A 25,134-nucleotide genomic window follows, 5' to 3' on the forward strand; every position below is an offset into this window, starting at 1 on the left:
AACTGCGCACCGCGCAGTTTTTCAACCCTGGGTCCAGCGCCTCGCTGGTCCGGGGTCGAGGGGGCGGACAGCCCCCCGCGGGGTCCGGGGCGGCGCCCCGGGCGCGGGCGGCCCGTGATGAGACTTGGCCTCTTCGTCGGGCTTCTCGGCGACCTTCAAGGGTCGTACGCTTGGGGTCTGCCATGCTTGCACGACTTCTCCGGGGAACCGGAATCCTTCTTGGTTTGCTTGTGACCGGCGGGACCCTTGTTGCCTCGGGCGCGTGCTCGCTCGGCAACGTCACGCAGGATGACTGCACGAGCAATGATGAGTGTGTCCTCGCGATCGGGCCGAATAGCACCTGCGTCGAGGGGTACTGCACCGATCCTCCTCCGTGCTCCACGGGCCATGATTGCCGTAGGATCGGCGGCGGCGGCGCGTGTGTCGACGGCGTCTGCGTCTCGGCGTTCCCGAAGCACCCGCAGTGCAGCACGATCTTTGAGCCGGCGGACCTGCCGGACCGGCCCCTTGCTGGCCCGGACGCGCCGCTCGTCATCGGCAGCATCTTCTCGATTGGCGAGACGAAGGACGAGGTCCTCACGCAGTCCGTGCGCGTCGCTGTGCGGGAGATCAATGCGAGCGACAAACTCAACCGTGGCCAGCGCATGGCCGTCGTCGTCTGCGACAATGGCGGTGAGAACAACACGGCCACGGGCGCGGCGCGCGACGAGCTGAACCAGGCTGCGCTCGACTACCTCGCGGGCACGCTCGGCGTCCCGTACATCGTTGGGCCCCTCTCCTCGTCGGACTCGCTCCGCCTCATCGCGCGCCTCAAGGAGAAGGGGTATCCCACGGTGATCATCTCGCCCTCGGCGACGAGCCCGGCGCTCACGGACGCCGACGATCGCCTTGCGGCGGGCGAGCCGGGCCTCTTCTGGCGCACGTGCCCCAGCGACACGCGCCAGGGCGTTGTCATGGCGGACGACGTCATCGAGCTTGATCCGGTCGTCGCTGGCGGCAACGTCGCCGTCGTGTACGTCAGCGACGCCTACGGCCAGGGCCTCGCCACCGTCTTCCGGGAGGCGTATGGCCTCGACAAATCTCAGCTCTTCCCCATCGAGGAGGCGAAGCTCGCCGACACCGGGGCGCTCGCCACGCTCGCCGCCGACGTCGACACGTACAACCCCGCTGGCGTCCTCGTGATCACGGTTCAAGCGGGACAAACCGTCGAGATCCTGAAGGCGATGGTGGGCAAGCCGGTCGCGGGGCGGAAGTTCTTCTTCACGGACGGCGCCAAGGACGCGACGAAGCTGCTCGATCCGAACCTGGCTGCCGAGGTGAAGCAGATGATCGCGGGCTCGCAGGGCACTGCGCCCGCGAGCCCGTCGGGGCAGATTTACGAGACCTTCCGCGCGAACATGAAGTCGCAGTTCCAGACGGATCCAGCCAACTTCTCGTTCACCGCGCAGGCGTACGACGCCACGTACGTCGGCGCGTATGGGGTCATCTGGGCCTCGCGCGACGGGACCGACTACGACGGCCGGCAGGTGGCCGAGGGCATGGGGCGCCTGGCCATGGGCGATCTCGTCGACATCACCTCGACCGCCTGGCCCAAGGGAAAAAGCACGCTCTCCGCGGGCGGGAGCATCAACCTCGCCGGCACGTCCGGCCCGCTCAATTTCGACCCTGCGACCGGCGAGGCCCCGGGCCGCATCGAGGTCTGGGCCGTGTCGAACGACAACTTCGTCACCGTCACGGTCAAGGATCCTCCCTGATCGAGCCACCACGCGGCTTGCGTCGCCGCCCCGGGCCGCTTACAGGCCGGCCATGCGCGCTGTCGTCATTCGCTCTCCCGGGGGACCCGAGGTCCTCGAGCTCCGCGACCTGCCCGATCCCGAGCCGCCCTTCGGCCACGTCCGCGTCCGCGTCCACCTCGCCGGCGTCAACCGCGCCGACCTCCTCCAGCGCGCCGGCTTCTACCCTGCCCCGCCCGGCGTCCCTGCCGACATCCCCGGCCTCGAATATGTCGGCACCGTCGACGCCGTCGGCCCCGGCGTCACCCGGTATGCGGGCGGCGAGCGCGTCTATGGCATCGTCGCGGGCGGCGCGTATGCCGACCGCCTCGTCGCGCACGAGCGCGAGGTCGTCCCTGCGCCCGCGAACCTCTCCGACGAGGACGCCGCGGCCGTGCCCGAGGCGTTTCTCACCGCGCTCGACGCGCTCGTCGTGCGTGGCCGCCTCGTGGCCGGCGAGCGGGTCCTCGTGCATGCGGCGGGCAGCGGCGTCGGCACGGCGGGCGTGCAGATCGCCCACGCGCTCGGCTGCTTCGTAATCGGCACGAGCCGCACCGCGGACAAACTCGATCGATGCCGCGAGCTCGGCCTCGACGAGGGGATCGTCGCGCCGGGTGGCGTGTTCGCGGCCGAGGTCCTCGCGCGGACGGGCGGGGCCGGCGTGGATGTCGTGCTCGACCTCGTGGGCGGCGCCTACGTCCCGGAGACGCTCGCCGCGGCCGCGAAAAGGGCCCGCATCGTGCTCGTGGGCCTGACGGCGGGGGCGAGCGCGCAGGTCCCGCTCGGCGTGATCTTGCAAAAGCGGCTGGAGGTCATCGGCACGGTGCTCCGGTCGCGGCCGATCGAGGAGAAAATCGAGGCGGCGAAGCTGCTCGATCGCACGCTGGGACCGTGGCTCTCGCGGGGCATCGTGCGGCCCGTCGTCGATCGCGTGTTTCCGCTCGCGGAGGCGGCCGAGGCGCACCGCTATGTCGCGTCGAATGTCTCGTTCGGCAAGGTCCTGCTCGACGCGCGGACTTGATCAATACGTTCCGACGAGGTCGACCAGGAACGTCCGCCCATTCTGGGGCATCGTCCGGCTCCGGAATGTGTCCGTCACCGGCGCGAGCACGCGGCGGTCGGCGAGGTTGTAGAGCCCCACGACGTACCGGATCCCGTACGACTTCACCTCGCCCGACACCGTCAAATCCGCCACGACCTGGGTCCCCGTCGAGCTGCCGTCCACGAGCAGGCGCGGCGCCTCCAGCGTCATGCGGACTCCGAGCGACGCGATCGAGGGCAACACCGGGATCACCCCGCGAAAACCCGCCAGGTGCTCCGGCACGTTTCGCACCCGCGGATCGGCGAGCGTATCGTCGAGGTACGTCGCGCGTTGATACCCGTACGTCGCGGCGAGCATCCATCCTTTGCGCCATTCGCGCCGGATCTCGGCGTCTGCGCCGAGCACGAGCATGCCCGTCTCGCTGTTCGCGTAGGCCACCGTGGGCCTGCCCGGGATCGGCTTCGTGAAGATGAGCCCGTCGATGTGGCTGCCGTGCACGGCCACGAGCGCCGCCCAATCTTCGAGGAACCGTTGCGTGTATTCGACCTCGCCCGACCAGATCTTCTCGGCGTCGAGCGCTTGGAGGGGTTTTTCCTGGGATTGGCCGTTGTCGTTGTAGAGCTGCTCGTAAATGCTCGGCGCCCGGAACGCGCGGCCGCCCATCAGCTTGAGCGTGCCGCCTCGCACGGGCCGCGTGATGATCGCCGCCCGCGGCACGAAGACCGCGCCGAATGTGCTGTACACGTCGATGCGCAGGCCGCCGGAGAGCCGGAGCCACGGAAGCGGCGCGCCCTCCGCGAGCGCATATCCCGCGGCGAACTGGTACGGACGCCGTTCGTCGAGGTAACGCTCCGTGGTGACGCGATTGACGTCTTCGCGGCCCTGGAGCGTCGCCTCCGGGTGCCATTGCCCCTCGCCGCCCACCGTGACGCGGAGCCGCGGCCCCGGCGAATACACGAGCCGCGCCTCGCCGCCCATCCACGTCCCCGCGAACGACTCGATGTTGTCGAGCTCCCCGTCGAACGCATACACCCCGTCGTACGTGTAGCGGTTCGCGTGCGCGCGCACGAGCAATTGCAGGGATTGCGTCAGGCGCGGCTCGAAGCGCGCCTCCACCATCATGCGGGTATCCGCGAACGCGGTCCGGGGATTGCCGGCCTGCGTCGCGTACGCGCCCACCGGCGTCGCCTGCGTTCGGTGGTGCACGAGCCATTGCAACGTGGCCGGGCCCCAGTATGCGCGCCCGGCCGTGCCGCCCGCCTGGAAGGCCTCGACCCCGCGCACCCGGAGCGGCTCCGTTTGGCCGGTGATCGGCACCTCCAGATCAAAACCGTCCGATTGCGCGCCCCACCCGCTCGCCCAGATTCCCTTGTCTTGCCCCTTCCGCAGGTGAAACCCGCCGCGCCCGCGCAGGACCGCGCCGTCGTAGCTCCCGACCCCCACGTGCACGCCCGTGGGCTCCTCGCGCGAGCGCGTCACGAGGTTCACGATGCCCGAGAATGCGCCGGCGCCGTACAGCAGCGATCCCGGGCCGCGCACGATCTCGATGCGGTCCACGTCGTGCAAATCGCCCCGCCCGTCGGAGCCGATGTACGAGCTGTTCAGGAGGTTGTCATTGAGCGCCTGCCCGTCCGAGAGCACGAGCACGCGGCTACCATAATCGTTTGGCTGGCCAATCGCGCGGATCGAGGCCGACGCGTACGCCCGATCGTTCGCCATCGCGATGCCGCGCACGCCGCGCAGCGCCTCCGCGATCGTCGGGTACCCGAACGCCGCAAGCTCGCGCCGATCGATCACCGTGACCGAGCTCGGCGCGTCCTCGATCCGCTCGGCGAACCGCGACGCCGCCGTCACCTCGCGCAGCGGGACGAGGTCGAGCGTGCCGAGATCCACCTGCTCGCCCTGCCGCACCACGATGTCGCGCACCACGGGCGCGTGCCCGGGCAAACTCACGCGCACCTTCCGCGCGCCCGCGGGCACGTCGCTGAGCACCGCAGGAGAAAAGCCCGCCGCGCGCCCGTCGATGCTCACGAGCGCGCCCGGCTCCGTCGTCCCCACGACGACGGTCCCCACCGGCGGCCGCAGCGTCACGTTCACTTCGGTCGTCTCGCGCGCCACCACGTTCACGGTCCGCGCCGGCGCGGACGCGCCCTCGGTCGTCGCGTAAAGCTCGTGTTTGCCGGGCGACAGCGCGAGCTCGCAGGGGGCGATGCACGCGGGCTCCCCTGACTCCTGGTCGACCCGCACCGCCGCGCGCGCCGCGCCCGTCACCGTCACCTTCACCTTGCCGACGATCCGCGTGAGCGAGAGCGAGACGCGGGTCTCGCTCCCGCGCTTGGCCACGACCTCCTCGCTCGCCCTGGGCTCGTAGCCCGGGAACTCCGCGATCACGCGGTATTTGCCCTCGTTCACCGCGAGCGGGCGCGGCGCGCGGCCCCGCGAGCCGAGGTCCTTTCGATCGATGTAAATCGTGGCGCCGGGCGGATCCGTCACGACGTCGAGGACCGCCACGTTCGGCGCGAGGCGCGTGATGGCCGATTTCGAGGCCTCGATCGCCGCAGGCTCCGTCTCCCCGGCGAGGGCGTCGACGTAATAACGGTGCGCGTCGGGCCATTGCCGGAGCTGCTCGAACGAACGCGCGATGTTGAATACCACGCGCCGGTTCGGGACGAGCCGGTTCGACAGCAAAAAATGCTCGAGCGCGCTCGTGTACTCGCCCTTCTGGTAATCGGCGGCGCCGAGCTGGAAATGGAGCTCGGCCTCGTCCGCGAGACCGTCGGCCGAGGCGCGCGGCGCGCCGAGGAACACGAGCGCGGCGGCGAGAACGGGGCCGAGGACACGAGAAGGCCGCATCAGGGACACGCGTCACCGACCCAGGTAAATGTCGCTCTTGCCCGTGGGCTTCGGCGCGGCGGATCCGCGCGACGAGGCGCGGGGCCAGGGCGCGAGGCCTCGGGCGGAGCCACTCACGCTCGCGGCGACCGGCGCGGCGCTCGGCGCGGCCAGCACCTCGGCCTCGGCCGACGCGCGCGCCGGCGCCGTCGTCGCCGGAGGCTCCACGACCGGCGTATTCGTGGGCGTCATCCCGGGCGCCGTTTGTCCCGGATTGGTTTGTCCGGCGGGGGTCTGTCCGGCCCCCTCCGGCGCCCGCAGCCCCACGAACGCGACGCTCCCGCCCACGACGAGCGCGAGCGCCGCCATGACGACGAAGGGCAGCGCGCCCGAGCGGCGCTTCGGCGGCGTCGCTTGCGTGACCGCCGCGAACGCCGACGAAGGCGCGCCGATCTGCATGGCCGCGGGCGTCTCGGCCGAGATGCCGAGCGCCGCGCCCGACCAGCGCGTCGTCGGGGGATCCACCATCGCGTACGGGCCGCTTGCAGCCGGGACCCCGGGCGCTTGGGAGCGAAGCTCGGTGGGTCCGGGCGGAGCTCCCCCACGGGAAGGCGTCTCGGAGAACGTCTGCGGCCCGCTCGGCGGGCGCGGCAGGGCCGAGAGGCGCGCGCGCTCGGGCTCGGGCAGCGGCACCAGCATTCGCTCGTGGATCCCGGCGTTCGCCTCGCCCGGCGGCAGCAGCGCGACGAGCGCCGCGTGCATCTCGGCGGCGCTCTGGAAACGCTGCGTGGGATCGAGATCGAGGGCGCGATGCACGACCGCCGCCACCGCGGGCGGCACCCACGGCGCGAGCCGCTCCACGCGCTCGGCCGGCTCCGTGCAGATCGCGATGATCAGATCGCCGAGCGCGCCGCTGTCCCGGTGCGGCGTCACGCCCGTGAGGGCCTGGTAGAGCACCACGCCGAGCGACCACAGATCCGCGCGGCCATCGATGTGCTTGTGCCCGCGCGCCTGCTCCGGCGCCATGTAGAGCGGCGAGCCGAGCATGCTGCCGGTCTGCGTCAAGCTCGTCAGTTCACCGGCCTGCGCCATGCTCTCCGGATCGGGGGCGAGCTTCGCGATGCCGAAATCCAGGATCTTGACCGTACGCTCGCCGGGCTGCGGGCCGCGGGTGAGGAACAGGTTCGCCGGCTTCACGTCGCGATGCACGATGCCCTGCGCGTGCGCGACCTCGAGCCCGCGAGAGGCCTGGGCCACGATCCGCACCGCAAGATCGGGGTGGACCGGCCCGAGGCGCTTGAAGACGGCCCGCACGTCCTCGCCTTCGAGCACCTCCATCACGAGGAAGGGCAGGCCCTCGTCGCCGTCGCGCCCTGCGTCGATCGCGCGCACCACGTGGGGCGTGTCGAGGGCCCGCGCCGCGCGCACCTCGCGCTCGAAGCGCGAGAGCAAGAGCTCGTTCCGCGCGACCTCCGCGGTCACGACCTTCACCGCGACCCGCGCGCCGCCCTGCGAATCGGTGGCCTCGTAGACGGCCCCCATTCCGCCAGCGCCGAGCCTGCGTTCGATCCGATATCGGCCGCCGATGAGGTCCTTCATGCCGAGCGCGGAATCCACGCTAAGGGATCTCGCGCGTCGTCGCAAGGCTCGGGTTGACGCCCCCGGCTTCTTCGTGTTCGCATCGCGTATGCGCCCTCGCCTCGATCGCCCCCTCGCGCCCCTCCTCTTGCTCGGCGTGACGCACGTCCTCGGCGGAACGGCGTGCACCCTCGATCCGCAGGAGGTCCCCACGGCGCAGCCCACGCGCGTCGAGGATCCGCTGATCTACGCCGATCCGCGCGTCGGCAGCGGCGGGTTCGGCTTCGCGAATGGGAGCGCCTTCCCGGGCGCGGCGGCGCCGTTCGGGCTCGCGAAGGTCGGCCCCGATACCCGAGGCCCCTACGATACCATCAATTTTTTGCATTATTCCGGTTACTGGGCCGGCGACGACCAGGTCCGGGCGTTTTCGCACCTACACCTGCACGGCACGGGCGCGACCGATTACGGCGTCCTCGGGGTGATGCCGATCGACGCCTTCGAGGCGTCGCGCTTCTTGGCGCCCGGCTACGAATCCCACTTCGACAAGGCGACGGAGACGGCCTCGCCCGGGTATTACGCGGTCACCCTCGATCGGGGCACGATCCGCAGCGAGCTCACGGCGACGCGGCACGCGGCGCACCACCGCCACGGGTATCCTGCGGGCACGAAGGAAGGGCACGTCGTCTTTGATCTCGACCATCACCTGAGCGGGGGCGAGGTCACGCAGGCCGAGTTCACGCTCGAGCCCGAGGCGCAACGTATCCGGGGCAAACTGCACCACGTGGGCGGGATGTCGGGCGGGTTCGGGGGGTATGACGTCTTCTTCGACGCCCGGACGCGCGCGCCGTGGAAAGCGGCCGAGGTCTGGTCGAACGGCGACGCGCCCGCGGAGGGGACGTCGGGCAGCGGCACGAAGGTCGGCTTCGCGCTCTCGTTCGACCTCGGCGCGGACGGGGCCGTCGAATTGAAGGTCGGGCTCTCGTTCGTCTCGCTGGAGAACGCCACGAAAAACCTCGAAGCCGAGATCCCGGACTGGGATTTCGACGGCACGCGGGCGAAGACGGCCGCAGCCTGGGGAGACCTCCTCGGCCGCATGAAGCTCTGGGGCGGCACCGAGACCGAGCGGCGTATTTTTTATTCGTCGCTCTACCGCGCGTTCCTCATGCCCACCGCGTCGAGCGACGTCGACGGAAAGTACCTCTACGGCGGCGAGGAGCACACCGCGGAAGGTTTTTCCTTCCTGACCGATCAATCGCTGTGGGACACCTACCGCACGGTGACCCCGTTTTATTCGCTCGTCGCGCCCGAGGCCGCGCGCGACACCGTCCGATCGCTGCACGCGATGGCCGAGATCTCCGGCTTCTTCCCGAAGTGGCCCATCGCCACCGGGGAGGCGGGCACGATGATCGGGGCCAGCGCCGACGTGGTGCTCGCCGACAGCTACCTCAAGGGCGTCACGGATTTCGACGCCGAGGGCGCCTATACCATCGCGCGGCGGGCCGCGGTGGATTCGGTCGAGCCGCCCGGCGGGCGTGGCGGGCGCGGGGACGTCGTGCCGTACATGGAGTACGGCTACGTGCCGTCGAGCGTCGGCCGCTCGGTCTCGCACACGCTCGAATATGCGCACGACGACCTCGCGCTCGGCCTCCTCGCGAAGGCGCTCGGCAAGGCGGACGACGCGGCCATGTTCGCCGAGCGCGCGAACAACCACAGAAACCTCTTCGACCCCGTGACGGGCTTCCTCCGCGCCAAGGACGAGGGCGGGACCTTCATCGAGAGCCCGTACAACCCGTACTCCATCTCGGACCATTACGCCGAGGCGAACGGCTGGCACAGCCTGTGGGCGCAGCACGACATCCCCGGGATCGCCGAGCTCCTCGGCGGGCAAGCGCCGTTCGTGGAGAAGCTCCAGCGCTTCTTCGAAGAATCCGTCGCCGACCTGGAAGAGCGCCCCATCGAGGACAACTTCGCGTCGGCGGCGCCGCGCAATGCCTACTGGCACGGAAACGAGCCGGACATCCACGCGGCCTACGGCTTCGCGCAGGTCGGTCGCGCGGACCTCACGCAAAAATACGTCCGCTGGGTGGCGCGCGCCCATTACACCGACCAGCCCGGCGGCCTCGCCGGCAACGACGACGGCGGCACCCTCTCCTCTTGGTACCTCTTCACCGCCGCCGGCTTCTACCCGATCCCCGGCACCGATCGGTACATCCTCGGCGCGCCCTTCTTCCCCCGCATGGAGATCACCGTGAAGGCCGGCACGATCGTCATCGAGGCCCCCGCCGTCTCGGCCGAGAACATCTACGTGCAGGCCGTCACCTGGAACGGAAAGGCCCTCGACCAACCCGAAATCCTCCACGGCGACCTCGCCCAGGGCGGCACCCTCCGCTTCGAGATGGGCCCCGCCCCCGGCCCCTTCGGCGTCACCACCCCCTGACAAACCCTTTCTACCATGAGCGCTCCCCTCCCCTCCGTCTCGCCGCGGCACGTGCTCGCCGCGGCGAAGAGGCTCGCCCTGAGCGGCCTCAGTCGAACCACGCCGCTCGATCCGAGCCTGCCGCTCTCGGCCACGATCCCGGCCGACGTCTTCCACAAGCTCGAGCTCTCCCAGCCCACCGGATCGTTCAAGGTGCGCGGCGCGGCGAACAAGCTCCTGCGACTGCGCGACGAGGAGCAGGAGGTCTTTCGGCGCGGGTTCGTGGCCGCATCCGCAGGCAATCACGGCCTCGGCGTCGCGCACGCCGCCGCCGCGCTCGCCGCGCGCGCGACGCTCGTCGTGCCCCGCACGGTTTCTCCGGCCAAGCTCGAATCGCTCTGGCGGTATCCCGTCGAGCTCATCGTCTCCGTGGGCAACTACGACGTCGCGGAGGCCGACGGCCGGCGTATCGAGGCCGAGCGGGGGCTCACCTTCGTCTCGCCTTACAACGACGCCGACGTCATCGCCGGCGCGGGCACGGTCGGGATCGAGATCCTCGCGGACCTCCCCGACGTGGATCTCGTCCTCGTCCCGGTCGGCGGCGGCGGGCTCGCCGCGGGCATCGCGCTCTACGTGAAATCAATCGCGCCTCGCACCCGTGTCATCGGCGTACAAAGCGAGGCCTCACCCGCCATGCACAAAAGCCTCGCCGCGGGCCGCATCACCGAGGCCGAGGAGCTGCCGAGCCTCGCGGACGGTTTGTCGGGCAATATCGAGGCGGGCTCGATCACGTTCGACCTCTGCCAGCGCTTCCTCGACGACATGGTCCTCGTCACGGAGGCCGAGGTCGCCGAGGCGATGCGCCATTTCCTGCGCGAGGAGCGCCTCGTCGTCGAGGGATCGGCCGCCGTGGGCGCGGCCGCGCTGCTCGCCGGGAAGATCGATCTCGCGCGGACCGGTGTGGCGCGGCCGAAGGTTGTGAATGTCGTTACCGGACGCAACGTATCGGAAGCAACGCTCCGGGGCATTCTTTCGCCTCCGGAGGCAGGACGAAGCGATGCCTGAGCCTTGACAGGCCCGCGAACATGCCTCCACCATCGGATGATTTCGAGGAGGGGAGACCATGATCGAGGCGTCCACGGTATCCATCGTCCACGACGACGCCCGCCTCGCCGGCCGCGACGCCGCGGACGAGCTCGTCGACGTGATGGGCGGCCGGCCCGATTTCGTTCTGCTCTTCGCGTCGGCGAAATACGAAGGCCGCGCCGTGCTCGACGGCCTGCGCGGCCGCCTCGGCGGCGGCGTGCGGATCGCGGGGTGTTCGAGCTTCGCCGAGATCGACGGCAAGGGCGGCCTCACGGAGTCCGTCACGGCGATGGGGTTCCGCCTCGGCAGCGCATTGCGCGTGGCGACGCTCCTCGATGTGTCGAGGGACGGCGACGATCGGGGCCTCGGGCGGCGCCTCGGCGAGCGCGCACAGGCCCTCGATCCGAGCCTGATCCTCGTGTTCTACGACAGCTTGCGCTGCAACGGGCCCCACGTCCTTCGCGGCTTGCAAGACGCGCTCGGCGCGACGTTCCCCATGGTCGGCGGAGGCGCCGGGGATCTCGGGGAGTTCGTCCGGGCCTATCAGATCGCGGACGGCGAGGTCATCACGGGCGGCGCATCCATCGCCGTGTTCTCGGGCCCGATTCGGATCGCGACGGCGGCGCGGAGCGGCTGGATCCCGGTCGGCGGGGAGCACCGGATCACCGCGGTCGAGAAGGGGAATGTGCTCCTCACGATCGACGATCGCCCCGCGCTCGAGCTGTACCAGGAATACCTCGGCCCCCGCGCGGCCGCCGTGGCCTCGCTCGCCGTCGAATTCCCCCTCGCGGTCGTGGGTGGCCTCGAAGGCACGTGCCGGCCGGCCGAAGGGGAAATCGCGGTGCTCCGGGCGGTCGCGGGCATCGACGTGCAGCGCAAGGCCCTCCTCCTCGGCGGGGATTTGCCCGAGGGCACGCTGGTGCGCATGACGACGGGGACGCGGGACGAGGTGATTCGCGCCGCCGAGGAGGCGACAGCGCAGGCCTTGCGTTCTTTGCCAAACCCCTCGTGCGCGCTCCTCTTCGATTGCATGGCGCGCAAGCTCGTGCTCGGCACGCGGTACCGCGACGAGCTGAAAGAGCCGATGGCGCGGCTCGGGTCGATCCCGAAGATCGGGTTTTACACGCACGGCGAGCTGTCCCCCGTCGACGGCGTCTGCATGTGCCACAACGAGACCTTCACCCTCGCGCTGCTCGAGGGCTGACGGCCATGCGTTGCACCTCCTGCGTGCTCGAACACGAAGGCGCGGCGCATTCCCTCGACGATTTCCTCGATCAGCTCGGGGGCTGCGACGAATGCCCGCTCCTCGGCGAAGGCGCCTCGCCGATCGTGCGCGGGCTCGTCGCGCGCCACCACGAGGCCGCGCGGGCGCTGCGAAAGCTCGGACAAAGGGCGCGCGCGGCCGAGGCCGCGGTGCGGGATCTGGAGGTGAGCGCGGTGCGAAACGAGGAGCGGCTCGCCACGCTCGCGAACATGCAAAAAGCGAGCGCCGAGGAGGCGGAGGCGGCGCTCGATGAAAAAGATGCGGCGATCCTCGCGCTCTCGACGCCGATCCTCCACGTGCTCGACGGCGTGGTCGTGCTCCCGCTCATCGGCGAGCTCGACGCGCGCCGCGCCGAGACCATGACGAACGCGCTGCTCGACGAGGTCGGGCGTTCGTCGGCGCGGCACGTCGTGATCGATTTGACAGGCATTCACGCGATGACGGCGGAGACGGCCGAGCACCTCTTGCGGGTGGCGCATGCCGTCCGCCTGCTCGGCGCGGACGTCGAGCTCACGGGCCTGCGCGCGGACGTGGCCCGCACGGTGATCGAGCTCGGCGTGGACCTCTCGCGCATCCGGACGCGATCGAGCCTGAAGCAGGCGATCGCCCACGCCTCCCGGCCCCCCCGCGCGGCCCGTTCCTGATTTTTCTATTCGATCGCGTCCGTCGAACGCGCACGCTCGCGCAGCAAGAATTTCTGGATCTTGCCCGTCGAGGTCTTGGGGAGCGGGCCGAAGACGATCTTGCGCGGCGCCTTGAAATGGGCGAGGTGGGTCCGGCAAAACGTGATGAGATCCGCCTCGGTGATCGCAGCGCCTTCCTTCGTCTCGACAAACGCGAGCGGGGTCTCGCCCCATTTCGGATCCGGCGCGGCCACGACGGCCGCGGCGAGCACGGCGGGGTGGCGATACAGCGTGTCCTCCACCTCCAGCGAGGAGATGTTTTCCCCGCCCGAGATGATGATGTCCTTCGAGCGATCCTTGATCTTCACGTACCCGTCCGGCTGGAGGACGGCGAGATCCCCCGTATGGAACCAGCCGCCCCGGAATGCCTCCTCGGTGGCGCGCGGGTTCTTCAGGTACCCCTTCATGACGATGTTCCCGCGAAACACGACCTCGCCCATCACGTCCGCATTGGCGGGCACGGGCTCCATCGTTTCGGAATCCATCACGGTGAGCCCCTCCTCGACGAGGTACCGCACGCCCTGGCGGCCCATGCGTTCCGTCCGATGGCTGATGTCGAGCTCCGCCCAGGCCTCGTGTTTCTCGCAGACGGCCGCGGGCCCGTAGGTCTCGGTCAAACCATAGACGTGCGTGAGATCGAAGCCCATCCGCTCCATGCCCTCGATCATCGCCGCCGGCGGCGCCGCCGCGGCCACCATGGCGTGCACGCGGTGCCGGATCCCCTCCCGGAGCGCGGGATCGGCGTTCACCAGCATGGCGTGCACGATCGGCGCGCCGCAATAATGCGTCACCCCGTGCTCGCGGATCGCCTCGAAGACGTGGCGCGCGTCGACCTTGCGCAGGCACACGTTCGTCCCGGCGTTCGCCGCCATGGTCCAGGTGAAACACCAGCCATTGCAGTGGAACATGGGGAGCGTCCAGAGGTACGTCGCGTGCTTCGGCATGCTCCACGTGACCATGTTGCCGATGGCATTCAGGTACGCGCCGCGGTGGTGATACACGACGCCCTTGGGATCCCCCGTCGTCCCCGAGGTGTAGTTGAGCGAGATCGCCTCCCACTCGTCCTCCGGCACGCGTGCCGTGAACGCGGGATCCCCCTCCGCGAGGAAAGCCTCGTATTCGAGCGCGCCGAGACGCTCGCCCGGCCCCTCGTACATCGGATCGTCCACGTCGACGAGGAGCGGCTTCGATTGCGCGAGCGCGAGCGCCTGCCGCGCCGTCCCCGAGAACTCACGATCGACGAGGAGGACCTTCGCCTCCGCGTGATCGAACATGAACGCGATCGTCGCCGCGTCGAGGCGCGTGTTCAGCGTGTTCAGCACCGCGCCCGTCATCGGGACGCCGAAATGGGCGTCGAGCATGGCCGGGATGTTCGGCAGGAGCACGGCCACCGTGTCCCCCACGCCGATCCCGCGTCGCGCGAGCGCCGACGCGAGCCGCCGCGCGCGCTCGTACGCCTCGGACCAGGTCAAACGGATGCGGCCGTGCACGACGGCGACGCGATCCGGGTACACCGCCGCCGCGCGCTCCAGGAACGTGACAGGCGAAAGCGGGGCGAAATTCGCCTTCGTGCGGGGCAATTCTTCGTACGGGTTCCGTTTCGTGCTCATGCTCGAGGGCGGAGCCTATCACGCCTCCCACTGTTCGAGCGCGCCTCGTAACGCCGAGACGGACGCGCTCCGCAGGTACACGACGGGCGCGTCGCTGATCCCGAGGTTGTGCACCTGATCCCGGAGCGCATGCGAGACCATGGTCACCATGATGATGACGAGCGCGACCTTCCCCACGTCGCGACGCACCCCTTTCGGCACGCGCGTCTCGTAGTGACGAAGGGCAAACCCGTGCTTCTCGGCGACGTCACGGTACCTGTCCGACATTCCCCCGCTGCCGCCGATCACGAGCACGGTTCGACCACCACGCGAATCCTTCTCGACCTCTCTGGCAAGGGCTTCTCGGCTCATGCCAGACGTCCATCGCAAGCTCCGGGCCAGCGCAGACCATCGCCATTTCCCCGTGTTTCACAGGGGGAGACGCTTTATTCCCGGTCAAAATGTCGACCCGCCCGAAGCACGCTCTGACAAGCTGGCAAGGGGGGTGTCTCCGTGGCGGTCGCTACGCCAAAGTGCCCCTCACGCCGGACCGAGCCATTGCGACGCGGTTTCGAGCAGGCGCCGATGATCCGGCACCTGTTCGAGGAAGCTGCGCCGGAAGCGCCGATCGCCAATCTTGTCGGCCTTCTCCAAGAGGCGCCGCCGCGCCTCGCCGAGGCGGCGCCTGGCCTCGGGCTCCTGGCCGGTCGCGTGCATGGCGAGGGCCTGCACGAGGCGCGTCAAAGCGTCCCCTTCCTCGATGCCGCCGATCCGGTCGAGGTGGCTCGCCGCCTCGCTCGCGGGCGCCAGGGCGGCAAGCGCGTGCCCCTCGGCGAGGAGCGCGTCCGCCAGCACCGCGAGCGCATAAGCCCGCTTGGGCGGCAGATCCTCGGCCTCCTCCGCCGCCGTGCGCGCGAGCGTCACCGCGCCGCCGTGATCGCCCTGCATCGCCCGGATCCGCGCCGCGTAGACGAGCAGCCCCGCCTCGCGGCGCCGATCGTTTCGCTGGCGCGACGTCTGAAGGGCCGCCTCGATGATCGGCAGCCCCTCGGCGTCCCGTCCGAGGTGCGCGAGGCAATACCCGAGCGCGCCCTGGGCGAACGGCAAGAAATCGAGCTGCATGGGCTCGGCCACCGCGACGGCCCGCCGCAAGCCAAAGCAGGCGCGATCGTAAGCGCCGAGGTGCATGTACGCGAGCCCGACGTTCGTCCGCTGCACGCAGGCGTTGCGGATGTCACTCGCCTCGGTGAAGCCATCCACGGCAGCCTCGACGCGGCGCAAGTACGCCGCCGGATCCCCCTCGAAGATGGCGATCTCGGCGCGGGCCGCGGCAAGCCAAGCCCGGAGGAAGGGGCCCACGACGCCCGCCCGCGCGACGCGGCTGTGGGCATCCCGCGCGAGCTTGCGGCCGAGCTGCGGGACGCCCGCGCGAATGACGAAGATCGCGAGCCGGCACGCGCTCACGAGGTGCGCCTCGGTCGTGACGCCCTCCTCCTCCTCGAGCTGGACGAGCTCGTCCACGCGCGCGAGCAGCCGATCCTTGCGGCCGAGGTAGCCGTACGCGATGACGAGGTGTCCAAACGCGGCATGCCAGCCGTTCGAGCCGCGCGGCATGCGAGCCATCGCCTCCTGCGCCGCGCGCGCGGCCTCGCCGTACTGGCCGAGCCAGCGCTGCGCGATGGTGAGCACGAGCCAGGCCTTGCCGCGGACGTCCTCGCTCTCGCCAGGGATTTCGAGCGCGATCTGCGCCCAGCGGATCGCATCGTCGAGGGCATTCACGTCGAGCGCCTCCTCGGCGAGCTTGACGGGGTCCTCCTCGTCCGTGTGGCCGTGGCTCTCGGAGCCGCCCCACTCGGTCCGCGAAGCCGGCAGCGGGGTCAAGACAGGCACGCGCGGCCGCTGCAAAAGCGTGCCGGGGCGCGGCGGCAGCGGAGGCGGAGGGCGGTTGACCCGGACGTACCCACCGCCGTCCTCGGGCAGATGAGCGCCGAAGCCGTCCGGCAGGTCGTGCACCGGCGCGTCGAGCACCGGGTCCTCGATCGGGACGACGTCCGCGAGCCCCGGCCCCACGAACTGGCCCGGATTCGGCGCCGCATGCCCGACGAGCAAGCGCGTGCCGCCATGAGCCTCGCAGAGCGCGTCGCGGAAATCGAGGATCGTGGCGAAGCGCTCCTTGAGGTCACGCGCAAGCGCACGCGCGACGGCAGGCGCGAAGGGCCAGGCCGCCTTGGGCGCGACAAAGTCGAGCGAGGGCGGCGGATCCGACGAGACGATCTTCGCGAGCAGCCTGGCAAGGCCGTCCGCCCCGAAGGGCTGCACGCCCGAGAGCATCTCGAACGTGACGACGCCCATCGCCCACACGTCAGCGCGCGTGTCGATCTTCTCGGCGAGGACCTGCTCGGGGGCCATGTACTGCGGCGTGCCGAGGAGCATGCCGAGGCGCGTGAGGCTCTGCTTGCCCGGCTCATGGAGCTTGGCGAGGCCAAAGTCGATGATCTTCGGGATGATCTCGCCCGAAGGCGAGCGCGCGAGGATGACGTTCTCGGGCTTGAGATCCCGGTGAATGATGCCGGACGCGTGCGCAGCGGCGATGCCGCTCATCACGGGCACGAGGATCGCGAGCGCCTCGTCAGGCTCGAGCGGCCCACGCGCGTCGAGGTGCTCACGCAAGGTCTGTCCGACGAGCAGCTCCTGCACGAGATAAAACGCACCGTCACGGCGGCGGCCCACCTCGAGCACGTTCACGACGTTCGGGTGCTGCACGCGCGCCGCAGCCTGCGCCTCGCGGCGGAAGCGGGCCACCATCGAGGGATCAGTGGTGTAGTGCGGGTGCATGAGCTTGAGCGCAACCTTGCGCTCGATGAGCGTGTCCCACGCCTCGAACACCGTGCCCATGCCACCCGAGGCGATCACCCGCTGAAGCGCGAACTTGTCAGCGACAACGGTGCCCGGCGAGAGCGGGATGCTGCTCGGCGGCGCGATGGATCGCGGCTCAGGATCGAGGTCAGGCAGCGCGTCGTCGTGGTGCATGCCCGGGGCGAAGGCTCCCTCGTCGTTCCGATCGTCGCCCACGGACGTGCTCCTCTCGGTTGTCCCCCAAAACGCGCGCGGCGCCGTTATACCCACGCACGCGCGGCAGGGGAAGCGGCGTCAAGCGCGTGTCGGCGACGACGACGCACTGGGGCGTCGCCCCAGGCCCCAGGAGGGGGCTGTCCGCCCCCTCCACCCCGGACCAGCCAGGGGCTGGACCCGTGGTCGATGAGCTGCGCGATGCGCAGCGCATCGAACAGGCCGTGACAGGCTTCGTGGTGGAAGGGCTTTCTCCTGGCCCGCGACCAGGGACAGACCGTAAAGAGTTCTTCATGACCGAGATTGGCAGACCGCCGTTCGAGCAGTTCCCCAAGATCCCGCGCCTCAACCGGCTATGCATCGCAACGGAGAAGATCGACGGGACGAATGGGTGCATCTATATCGGCGAGCCCGTCTCCCACCAAACCGGTGCGCCGAACCCAACGCTCCTCCTCGCAGGGTCCAGGTCCAAGTGGATCACGCCGCAGGACGACAACTACGGCTTCGCGCGCTGGGTCGAGGAACATCGGGAAGAGCTCATCAACGGCCTCGGGCCAGGCCTGCATTACGGCGAGTGGTGGGGAGCAGGCATCCAGCGGCGCTACGGCTTGCAGGAGAAGCGCTTCAGCCTCTTCGACACCCAACGCTGGGGAGACAACGCGGAGCGTCCGGCGTGCTGCGGCGTCGTCCCAGTGCTGGCGCAGGGAATGGACATCCGCGCCGTCACCGAGAAGGCGCTGGCCCTTCTCCGCAAGGAGGGTTCACGCGCCGCGCCCGGCTTCATGCAGCCCGAGGGCGTGGTCATCATCCACTCAGCCTCGGGCGGCTTGTTCAAGGTCACCCTGGAGAAGGACGAGGCCCCGAAGGGACAGGGCAAGGAGGAGCCACGAGCCCTCGAACGACGGCCTTCGAGGTGAGCGCTGGGGCGTTGCCCCAGGCCCCAGAAGGGGGCTCTCCGCCCCCTTCACCCCGGACCAGCCAGGGGCTGGACCCGCAGTCGATGACCTGCGCGATGCGCAGCTCATCGAACAGGCCAGGGCAAAAGCGGCGACGCTTCGGCCCATCGAGACGGTAGGCAGAGTTCCCTACGGCCGAATCCCGAGCAGCGAGAGCGCATCCGACCAGAGAGGCCAGAGCGTGCGGCAAGGATGGGCGAAGAGGAGAATGCCGCCGTTGTCCAGCCGCTCCACATATGCAGGCGAGCATTCCTGGATGAAGGCAAGGTGGTCGTCCGTCGCGGCGATCATCTCCACATCCTCCGCCTCGGCTTTCTCCAGCTCTTCGATCACGCGAGGGAGCTCCGTCTCCAAGTGTTCCCATTCCGGATGTCGCTTGGCAGCGCAAACCTCGAGGGCTGCGACCAAGGCTTCCGGGGGCAGGGAGATGGCTTCGATCACCTCTTCGCGCGTCAACCGCTCACCATCCATCACCCACATGCTCTCCCCATACGCCGCAGCTTGGACGCGCTCCCGCAATACGTCGAGAGGTAAGCCCGCGACGAGCCCGAGCTCTACCATCTTGTTACGATGCTCGCGCAGCCACGACATCGCCAGATCCCGCGCGGGATTGCCGTCGGCATGGTAGGTCGAGCCCATGCGGATGGGGGAGAGCCAACTGTAGTAATCGATGCAGCCTCCGGTCGTGAAGCCCGCCATGGACATGAAGATCCGCTCGAGAATCTCGTGGATATGCTGCATCGCGATTTGCCAGGCAAGGGCCGACTCGATCGCCAGGGTGGAGGGACCAAGACGCTTCATGTAGGGAATTTGCTCAGGCAGCGGGGACAAATCGCAACTCACCCAGAGCGGCCCCCGATCAGCCCCAAGGAGGTGATCGGCACGCAAACTTGCGCTCATGCGCAATGTAACACCGGGGGGCACGTCGAAATCGAAGTCCACGAACACGTACCCATACTCGCGATACTCACGGCGGAGGTGAGGCGCCGCTTCCTCCATCCTCAGGATGACGTCCGCCGAGTCTCCGGACCGACGGTCGCTGATTTCGAGCTTTGCGGACGGTCGCACCCAGGCGGAGAGGAGCCGCAGGAAGGTCTCCAGTCGGTTCGTGTCCGGGCACCACGCGAAGAAACTTGCTATCGGCAGGCGTGCAGAAGGCTGGCTCTCCGGATCGTAGTCCAAATCCCAGTAAGGATCGCTATCAGGAGGGGGGGCACTGTCCGGCTCGCAGTAGCTTCTCGGCTCGCTCATATCTCCACCAGGTGGACGACGAGGCTGATGTTCTTCGCTCCGGTGACCCTCACGAGGCTTCCATCAGCATTTTTCATCGTCCCATCTCCGACCCTCAGGAAACCTTCCTTGAGGTTTGCCCCATTCGGCACGACAATCTGCACCCGTTCCACGAAGCCGGCAACGTTTTTCTTCCCCAGCGCGGCCATGACGTTGTTGAACTGGCTGAGCGCCTTCGGCACGTTCACGACGCTCATCGGGCCGACAAACTTCGAATCGCTGAGGACGAGCCCGTTCGTCGGCGTGACCGTGAGGAAATCGCAAGCCCTGGAGACGCCCCGCGTCTGGGAGCTCTCGACGATGTCCAGCAATCTGCGCACTTCGCCGTCCCCGAGCGCGAGCATCTTGTGGCCCTCCTTTTTGATCAAGTAGAGCGCCACATCTCGCTCGAACACGTGCTCGAGCTTCTCGCTGAGCTTGTAGCCACCGCGTTCGAGCACTCTCCACTTTTTGATCCGACTCGTGCGCAACATTTCGACGAGTTCCGGCCCGAACTCCACGACGCCCTGCGCCGTCGCCTTCCCGACCGCGCCGATGGGCGCATTCTTCATTCCCTTGTGGAACGCGACGCCCGCCCCCACGCCCGTCCCGACCGCCGAGAAGATCCGCTCGCCGAGCGACAGATCCCTCCCGACGGGCAAACAAAACTCCTTCCCCGTCACCGCCTCGCACAAATCGAGCGCCGCCCCCACGTACGGCACGAACCCGATCCCGATCCGCGTCGCCGCGTGCGTCATCGTCACCATCACGTCGACGTAGGGCATCGTGACGTCGCCGAGCTCCGACACCCCCGCGGAAAACGCCCGGATCATCTGGAAGAGGTGCGTCTTCTCCAGATCGATCGTGCCCCCGTCGCCGACCCCCATTGCATTGAGCGCGTCCTTCAACTCGTCCGCGTATGCGCCGTACAGGTTCTTCAAGACCCCGTCCACCTGCGCGCGCACGTCCGGCGGCACCTGCGAATTCAAAAACCAATCCGCGGCGTCCATGTACTGCTCGAGGTGGCTCGTCACCTTGTTCTGCGCATTCAAGAACGCGCTCATCTCGGCCTGCGTCACGCCCGATCCCGACAAGAGCGCCTTTTCAATCGCCGCCTGGTTCGCCCGCCACGCGCGCACCGTCGCGACGAACGAGCCGCGATCGATGACCTCGCCACCCGAGACGTCCTCCTCGAGCGCCGCGATCACCGCATCCGCATACGCGGCATAAGGATCCTTCCCCGGCTCGAACGCGCCCGGCACACCCGAAAGATCCGGGATGTCGACCGAGGGCGTCCCGCTCGGGCCGAGCCCGTAGTTGAACGGATCCTCCGGATGGAACCCGCCCGCGCGCGCGTCCGCCGTCAGGAAGTCCGCCACCGCGTCCGCCTGCGCGCCGAACTCCGCGGCGAGGCTCGCGAGCTCGTTTTGCAGGTCGACAACGCTTTGCTGGAGATCGTCGATCAGCTCTACCAGCGCCGCCCGCGTCGCCTCGTCGATGACGCCCACCACGCGCGTGCTCGACATGCCGCGCGTTGTCCTGGACGAGCTGCGGCGCTACCACTGCCCGACCGAACTCGTGGTCTAGAGCGCATGGCCCAGGCAGCCCTCCTCGTATTCGAAAACCCTGGCGGCCTCCTGTTGCTCCAGGAACTTGCGCACGTCCTTGTAAGAAACAGCCGGCGGGATATCTACGGCAACGAGTCGAGGCAAATCCAATTCGGACTCGCAGCCCATTTGTCGGAGTTGCTCTCGCACAACGGGAACATCCGCTTCATCTTCGAACCACAAGCGGACGGTGCTGTGACCGGATGCCGTGACCAGCCCGGAAAAGCGCAACATGCCGCCTTCATCCGGAGTGGCCGCCACGATGTCGTTGCATGCCACGCCTCGGGCGTAGAACGGGATGTTGTCTATCCTGTAGCCGTTTGACACGGGAATTGCCCACAGACTCTCGAGATCGACGGTCCCGTCCTCGCTCTCGACATCGAATAGAATCTTGACGTGCTCAGGAAGCTGTTGATCGTTCATGGCTTGTCGCGTTTCTCCAGGTTGCAGTCGCGGCAGAGGATCTGACCATTGGAGGGGTCACCGTTGCCACCTTTGCTTCGAGGAATCTGGTGGTCACGATGACGCTCGTTTCCTGGTGGGGTGACTCCGCGCTGGGACTTTTCAGCGGGTACAGCTCGGGAACCGCATGTCTCGCACACGTTGACGCCTCCATTTCGCGCAGCGTTGGCCGCATCGATCTCTGCCTTACCCTTTGCTGTGAATGGCTTGCCAGCTCTCGGCCCGCCAGCACTCCCCCCTGCCGCGCCGTTCGGCTTCGCGACCGTCTTCGTCGTCGTCTTGACCGTCGTCTTCGGCGCGGGCCGTGGCGCGCCCGCTCCCCCACCGCTCCCACTCCCCGTTGACAGGGACTGTCCATTGTGCTTCCCGGCGGGCTTCTTCCCGCCCTTCGGTTGGAAGTTCTGGTGTCTCGCATGGCAAACGCCCGCGAGGCACTCGTAGGCTCGCTCGAGCCGCGCGGTCTCCTCCGGGGTTTGGCTCCACTCCTCATACCTCCATACTTCACCCGGCTGCACCTCGCTCGGGTCCTTTGGCACGGGCGCCTCGACCGGGTAGGGTCGATTCTCCGCGACGGCCGGCTCCTCGCCAGGCCGCTTGGCCAGAATCCTCGTGCACGTACGTGAACCCGCGCCGCGGCGTTGCCGCGTCTGGCCTGGCTCCCGATACGCCGTGCACCGCTCCCGCTCCGGCGGTCTCGCGATCGGTCGCGGCAGCGGCTTCGGCCGCGACGTCGGCGGCTCGGCGCTCTGGTCCTCGCCCTTTTTTTCTCCGTCCTCCTTCTCCTTCGCCGCGAGCTTCTTCTCCGGCGGGGGCGGCGGCGGCTTGTCGCAGGGGAGATGCTGGAACGCAATTCCTAATAATTTCCGGCTCTCGGAGGGCGCGTTGGCGTCATGGATATAAACGGCCTTGGCCTCTCGGCCCGCCAAGAGTTCGTCGAGCGAAAGGAACGTCGTTCGAGGCGTCCCGTCCCCCACGTCGTACCAATAACGTGCATTCGGGCCGACGTGGGGATGGCGCCGGCATATGCGAAACAACCTGATTCCGTTCGGCGTCGTCTGCGCCCACGCCTGCGTATGCGCGCCTGTCGCGGCGCACCCGAGGAGCCATATCGAGACACCAAAAGCGACGAGCACGAGGAGCCAAAGCCGAACAAAACGGTTCGACAACCAGGCCATGGGAATGCCTTCCGTGGATGCAGGCCACACCAAGCCACCCCCGTGGCGCTGTGCGCGGGCCCGCGTTCTTCCTGGCGGTCCGTTCTGCAACAAGCCTCGACGCGGTGGCAAGCTCGATCGTCCGCGGCTCAGACGCACAATGTCCGAAGCACTCGATTGCACGCCCCCGCCCCCGCGCGGCAACCCCCTCCCCCACGGATGCATCCCCAACCCCCGCCAAGGCACGCCATCCACCCGCGAAGGCACCCCCTCCACCCGCGAAGGCACGCCCACTCCCCCCCAAGGCAGACCCTCGACGTGTGGCGGCACACGTCGACCCCATGGATGCAAACACCGACCGCAGGAATGCAGCGCGCCGACGTGTAAATGCACACAGTCCCTCCGCCGAGGCAGACGTTGCCGTCACGAAGGCACGAGGCCGACCCGTGAAGGCACGGGCGCGGAGCTGGGGCGTTGCCCCAGGCCCCAGCAGGGGCTGTCCGCCCCTGCACCCGGACCAGCCAGGGGCTGGACCCAGGCTCGATGAACTGCGCGATGCGCAGTTCATCGAACAGCCAGGGTCAAGACCAGCAGCGGCGTTGCCAACCGAGACAGCCGCGCTGCGGGTTCTGCTGGCAGCCTGAGTTCTTCGTCGGCCTGTTTGAAAAACTGCGCACCGCGCAGTTTTTCAACCCTGGGTCCAGCGCCTCGCTGGTCCGGGGTCGAGGGGGCGGACAGCCCCCCGCGGGGACCGGGGCGGCGCCCCGGCTCCGCAGCTCCCATGACGTGTCAGTCCGCGGGCCAGGGCGGCGGCGGATCGGCTGGCTCGTAGGGCGTGGTGTTTGCCTCGACGACCTTCAGGTTTTCGATGAAGAGGTCGATGTACTTGAGGTCGTCCTGGATGTCCGGATCGGGGTGGTCGGCGAGCCACGTGTCGACGTTCGGGCGCATTGCCTCCAGTGTGCGGCGCGCGGTGCGCGGGTCGCTGTCGGCCGAGAGCTCGGCGGCGAGCTTGAAGCCGGCGTAGATGTTCAGCATGACGAACCCCTTCTCGACGGTCTCGTCCGTGAAGAACGTCTCGGGATCCTCGTACATGTGCGGGGCCTTGATGTTCGTCGACTGGGCCTTCGTGAAGCCCGTGAGCGGATCCCTGTACGAAAGATTCAGCGAGCCGACCTCGTAGGGATCGGGCACGCTGATTGCGCCGGAGCGCGGCACGAGCTCGAGGATCATGGCGCCGCCGCCGCCGCGCCGGCCCTCGGAGATGGGATCGTCGGAGCTCGTGCGGCCTGCGAGGAAGAGGCTCGGGATGGAGATCGTCCCGCCGCCCTCGGCCGTCTGCCAGCCGTTCGTCCCGTACACCCCGCGCACGATGTAGCCGCCGCCGACGGCGACGTCGATGTTTACGTCGAGCGCGACGGGCACGAGGAAGGTCTTTACCTCGTCGGTGAAGACCTCGACGACTGCCTTCGGGTCTTCGAGGAAGTAGAAATTGCCGGCGCCGACCTCGCTGAGATCGCGCATCACCTCGACGTCGAAGTCCCCGCCGACACCGATCGTGGTCACGCCGATGCCCTTCTTCGCGTAGGCCTCGGCGAGCGAGGTGAGCTTGCTCGGGTTCGTCAGGCCTGCCGTGGCCATGCCGTCCGAGAGGTAAAGCACGCGGTTCTGGTACGCTGGATCGAAATACTTGTCGGCGACGGAGAATGCGGTGAAGAGGCCGTCGTAGAGGTTCGTCGAGCCTGCGGCGAAGAGGCCCTGGAACGCGCTCTGGAGGGCCTGGGTATTGGACGCGCTCACGTGATCGAGGACGAGGTTGGCGCTCGTCGAGTACGTGACGAGCGAGATCCGATCCGTGGGCTCGAGCGCCGGGATCATCTCGACGAGGCCCGCCTTCACGTAATCCATGGGCTCACCGACCATGGAACCGCTCACGTCGACGGCGACGACGAGGTGCAGGGGCGGGCGCGTCATGCTGCCGACGTCGATCGGCGAGTTCATGCCGATCTGGACGAGGGTGCAATTCGAGCCGGTGATCATGTTGCCCATCACGCCGAGCAGGCCGTGCATGCAGATGTTGTTGCCGCAGTTCGGCGGGGCGTAATCGAGCTTGTGCTCGGCGAAGAAGCCGAGGTCGTCGAGCGCGCCGGGGCCCGGGATCTTCCCGTCTTCGAGGATCTTCCGGAAGAGGCCGAAGTCCTGCGCGCCGCCTTGCGAGATGCCGGTGGCGCCGGGCTCGGGATCTACGTTGCCGCCGAAGGCGCCCGATTCCGAGGCGTCGGCCGCGCAGCCCGTGAGCACGAGCGAGGCGAGCAAGGTCGAAAGGAGCGCTGTACCGATTCGATGGTCCATGGT

17 protein-coding genes are annotated in these 25,134 nt (G+C 68.7%); 7 read left to right on the forward strand and 10 right to left on the reverse strand.

The window, feature by feature from the left end:
- Positions 1 to 182 precede the first annotated feature (182 nt).
- Both QHF89_RS43450 and QHF89_RS43455 read left to right on the forward strand, forming a co-directional pair.
- Positions 183 to 1,754 carry a type 1 periplasmic-binding domain-containing protein gene (locus QHF89_RS43450; RefSeq protein ID WP_284721707.1) on the forward strand — a complete coding sequence of 524 codons (1,572 nt, stop codon included), beginning with the start codon at positions 183 to 185 and terminating at the stop codon, positions 1,752 to 1,754.
- Positions 1,755 to 1,806: 52 nt separating this feature from the next.
- Positions 1,807 to 2,793 (forward strand): NAD(P)H-quinone oxidoreductase, encoded by a 987-nt coding sequence (locus QHF89_RS43455; RefSeq protein WP_136971184.1) that lies wholly within the window; start codon positions 1,807 to 1,809, stop codon positions 2,791 to 2,793.
- Here the strand turns inward: QHF89_RS43455 and QHF89_RS43460 are convergent, their stop codons facing one another.
- Both QHF89_RS43460 and QHF89_RS43465 read right to left on the reverse strand, forming a co-directional pair.
- Complete coding sequence (locus tag QHF89_RS43460; protein WP_136971183.1) at positions 2,794 to 5,667, reverse strand: TonB-dependent receptor domain-containing protein; 2,874 nt, start codon at positions 5,665 to 5,667, stop codon at positions 2,794 to 2,796.
- 12 nt (positions 5,668 to 5,679) lie between these two features.
- Positions 5,680 to 7,263: a serine/threonine-protein kinase gene (locus QHF89_RS43465; protein WP_284721708.1), complete on the reverse strand. Its 1,584-nt coding sequence runs from the start codon at positions 7,261 to 7,263 to the stop codon at positions 5,680 to 5,682.
- 70 nt (positions 7,264 to 7,333) lie between these two features.
- On the opposite strand from QHF89_RS43465, the gene QHF89_RS43470 reads away from it, so the two are divergent.
- Genes QHF89_RS43470 through QHF89_RS43485 form a run of 4 tightly spaced genes read left to right on the forward strand, consistent with a single transcriptional unit; the run spans position 7,334 to position 12,634 of the window.
- Positions 7,334 to 9,661 (forward strand): GH92 family glycosyl hydrolase, encoded by a 2,328-nt coding sequence (locus QHF89_RS43470; protein ID WP_284721709.1) that lies wholly within the window; start codon positions 7,334 to 7,336, stop codon positions 9,659 to 9,661.
- 15 nt (positions 9,662 to 9,676) lie between these two features.
- Entirely contained in the window at positions 9,677 to 10,705 is a 1,029-nt protein-coding gene (locus QHF89_RS43475; protein WP_136971180.1) for a threonine ammonia-lyase, read from the forward strand.
- 58 nt (positions 10,706 to 10,763) lie between these two features.
- A complete protein-coding gene (locus QHF89_RS43480; RefSeq protein WP_136971179.1) occupies positions 10,764 to 11,930 on the forward strand; it encodes an FIST signal transduction protein in 1,167 nt (388 codons plus the stop codon).
- Positions 11,931 to 11,935: 5 nt separating this feature from the next.
- Positions 11,936 to 12,634 carry an STAS domain-containing protein gene (locus tag QHF89_RS43485; protein WP_136971178.1) on the forward strand — a complete coding sequence of 233 codons (699 nt, stop codon included), beginning with the start codon at positions 11,936 to 11,938 and terminating at the stop codon, positions 12,632 to 12,634.
- Positions 12,635 to 12,639: 5 nt separating this feature from the next.
- Here QHF89_RS43485 and QHF89_RS43490 read toward each other — a convergent pair whose 3' ends face one another.
- The 3 genes from QHF89_RS43490 to QHF89_RS43500 form a co-directional block, all read right to left on the reverse strand.
- On the reverse strand, positions 12,640 to 14,283 hold the full coding sequence (locus QHF89_RS43490) for an acyl-CoA synthetase (protein ID WP_136971177.1): 1,644 nt from the start codon (positions 14,281 to 14,283) through the stop codon (positions 12,640 to 12,642).
- A gap of 18 nt (positions 14,284 to 14,301) precedes the next feature.
- A complete protein-coding gene (locus QHF89_RS43495) occupies positions 14,302 to 14,634 on the reverse strand; it encodes a DUF2325 domain-containing protein (protein WP_136935482.1) in 333 nt (110 codons plus the stop codon).
- A gap of 168 nt (positions 14,635 to 14,802) precedes the next feature.
- On the reverse strand, positions 14,803 to 17,334 hold the full coding sequence (locus QHF89_RS43500) for a serine/threonine-protein kinase (protein ID WP_136971176.1): 2,532 nt from the start codon (positions 17,332 to 17,334) through the stop codon (positions 14,803 to 14,805).
- A gap of 179 nt (positions 17,335 to 17,513) precedes the next feature.
- On the opposite strand from QHF89_RS43500, the gene QHF89_RS43505 reads away from it, so the two are divergent.
- A complete protein-coding gene (locus tag QHF89_RS43505; protein ID WP_284721710.1) occupies positions 17,514 to 18,248 on the forward strand; it encodes an RNA ligase family protein in 735 nt (244 codons plus the stop codon).
- 168 nt (positions 18,249 to 18,416) lie between these two features.
- Here the strand turns inward: QHF89_RS43505 and QHF89_RS43510 are convergent, their stop codons facing one another.
- The 5 genes from QHF89_RS43510 to QHF89_RS43530 form a co-directional block, all read right to left on the reverse strand.
- Positions 18,417 to 19,538: a hypothetical protein gene (locus tag QHF89_RS43510; RefSeq protein ID WP_136971175.1), complete on the reverse strand. Its 1,122-nt coding sequence runs from the start codon at positions 19,536 to 19,538 to the stop codon at positions 18,417 to 18,419.
- On the reverse strand, positions 19,535 to 21,082 hold the full coding sequence (locus QHF89_RS43515; RefSeq protein ID WP_136971174.1) for a hypothetical protein: 1,548 nt from the start codon (positions 21,080 to 21,082) through the stop codon (positions 19,535 to 19,537). The genes QHF89_RS43510 and QHF89_RS43515 overlap by 4 nt, the downstream gene beginning before the upstream one ends.
- A 57-nt stretch (positions 21,083 to 21,139) precedes the next feature.
- On the reverse strand, positions 21,140 to 21,586 hold the full coding sequence (locus tag QHF89_RS43520) for a DUF4265 domain-containing protein (RefSeq protein WP_136971173.1): 447 nt from the start codon (positions 21,584 to 21,586) through the stop codon (positions 21,140 to 21,142).
- Positions 21,583 to 22,800: an HNH endonuclease gene (locus QHF89_RS43525; RefSeq protein WP_136971172.1), complete on the reverse strand. Its 1,218-nt coding sequence runs from the start codon at positions 22,798 to 22,800 to the stop codon at positions 21,583 to 21,585. The genes QHF89_RS43520 and QHF89_RS43525 overlap by 4 nt, the downstream gene beginning before the upstream one ends.
- Before the next feature lie 768 nt (positions 22,801 to 23,568).
- A complete protein-coding gene (locus QHF89_RS43530) occupies positions 23,569 to 25,131 on the reverse strand; it encodes a vWA domain-containing protein (protein ID WP_136971171.1) in 1,563 nt (520 codons plus the stop codon).
- Between the last annotated feature and the right edge of the window lie 3 nt (positions 25,132 to 25,134).

It is taken from the genome of Polyangium sorediatum (assembly GCF_029946465.1).
Lineage (GTDB): Bacteria > Myxococcota_A > Polyangia > Polyangiales > Polyangiaceae > Polyangium > Polyangium fumosum.

Coding starts and splice junctions, on each gene's coding strand:
- QHF89_RS43450 (WP_284721707.1), top strand. CDS start 183: ATGCTTGCACGACTTCTCCGGGGAACCGGAATCCTTCTTGGTTTGCTT.
- QHF89_RS43455 (WP_136971184.1), top strand. CDS start 1,807: ATGCGCGCTGTCGTCATTCGCTCTCCCGGGGGACCCGAGGTCCTCGAG.
- QHF89_RS43460 (WP_136971183.1), bottom strand. CDS start 5,667: ATGCGGCCTTCTCGTGTCCTCGGCCCCGTTCTCGCCGCCGCGCTCGTG.
- QHF89_RS43470 (WP_284721709.1), top strand. CDS start 7,334: ATGCGCCCTCGCCTCGATCGCCCCCTCGCGCCCCTCCTCTTGCTCGGC.
- QHF89_RS43475 (WP_136971180.1), top strand. CDS start 9,677: ATGAGCGCTCCCCTCCCCTCCGTCTCGCCGCGGCACGTGCTCGCCGCG.
- QHF89_RS43480 (WP_136971179.1), top strand. CDS start 10,764: ATGATCGAGGCGTCCACGGTATCCATCGTCCACGACGACGCCCGCCTC.
- QHF89_RS43485 (WP_136971178.1), top strand. CDS start 11,936: ATGCGTTGCACCTCCTGCGTGCTCGAACACGAAGGCGCGGCGCATTCC.
- QHF89_RS43490 (WP_136971177.1), bottom strand. CDS start 14,283: ATGAGCACGAAACGGAACCCGTACGAAGAATTGCCCCGCACGAAGGCG.
- QHF89_RS43495 (WP_136935482.1), bottom strand. CDS start 14,634: ATGAGCCGAGAAGCCCTTGCCAGAGAGGTCGAGAAGGATTCGCGTGGT.
- QHF89_RS43510 (WP_136971175.1), bottom strand. CDS start 19,538: ATGAGCGAGCCGAGAAGCTACTGCGAGCCGGACAGTGCCCCCCCTCCT.
- QHF89_RS43515 (WP_136971174.1), bottom strand. CDS start 21,082: ATGTCGAGCACGCGCGTGGTGGGCGTCATCGACGAGGCGACGCGGGCG.
- QHF89_RS43520 (WP_136971173.1), bottom strand. CDS start 21,586: ATGAACGATCAACAGCTTCCTGAGCACGTCAAGATTCTATTCGATGTC.
- QHF89_RS43525 (WP_136971172.1), bottom strand. CDS start 22,800: ATGGCCTGGTTGTCGAACCGTTTTGTTCGGCTTTGGCTCCTCGTGCTC.
- QHF89_RS43530 (WP_136971171.1), bottom strand. CDS start 25,131: ATGGACCATCGAATCGGTACAGCGCTCCTTTCGACCTTGCTCGCCTCG.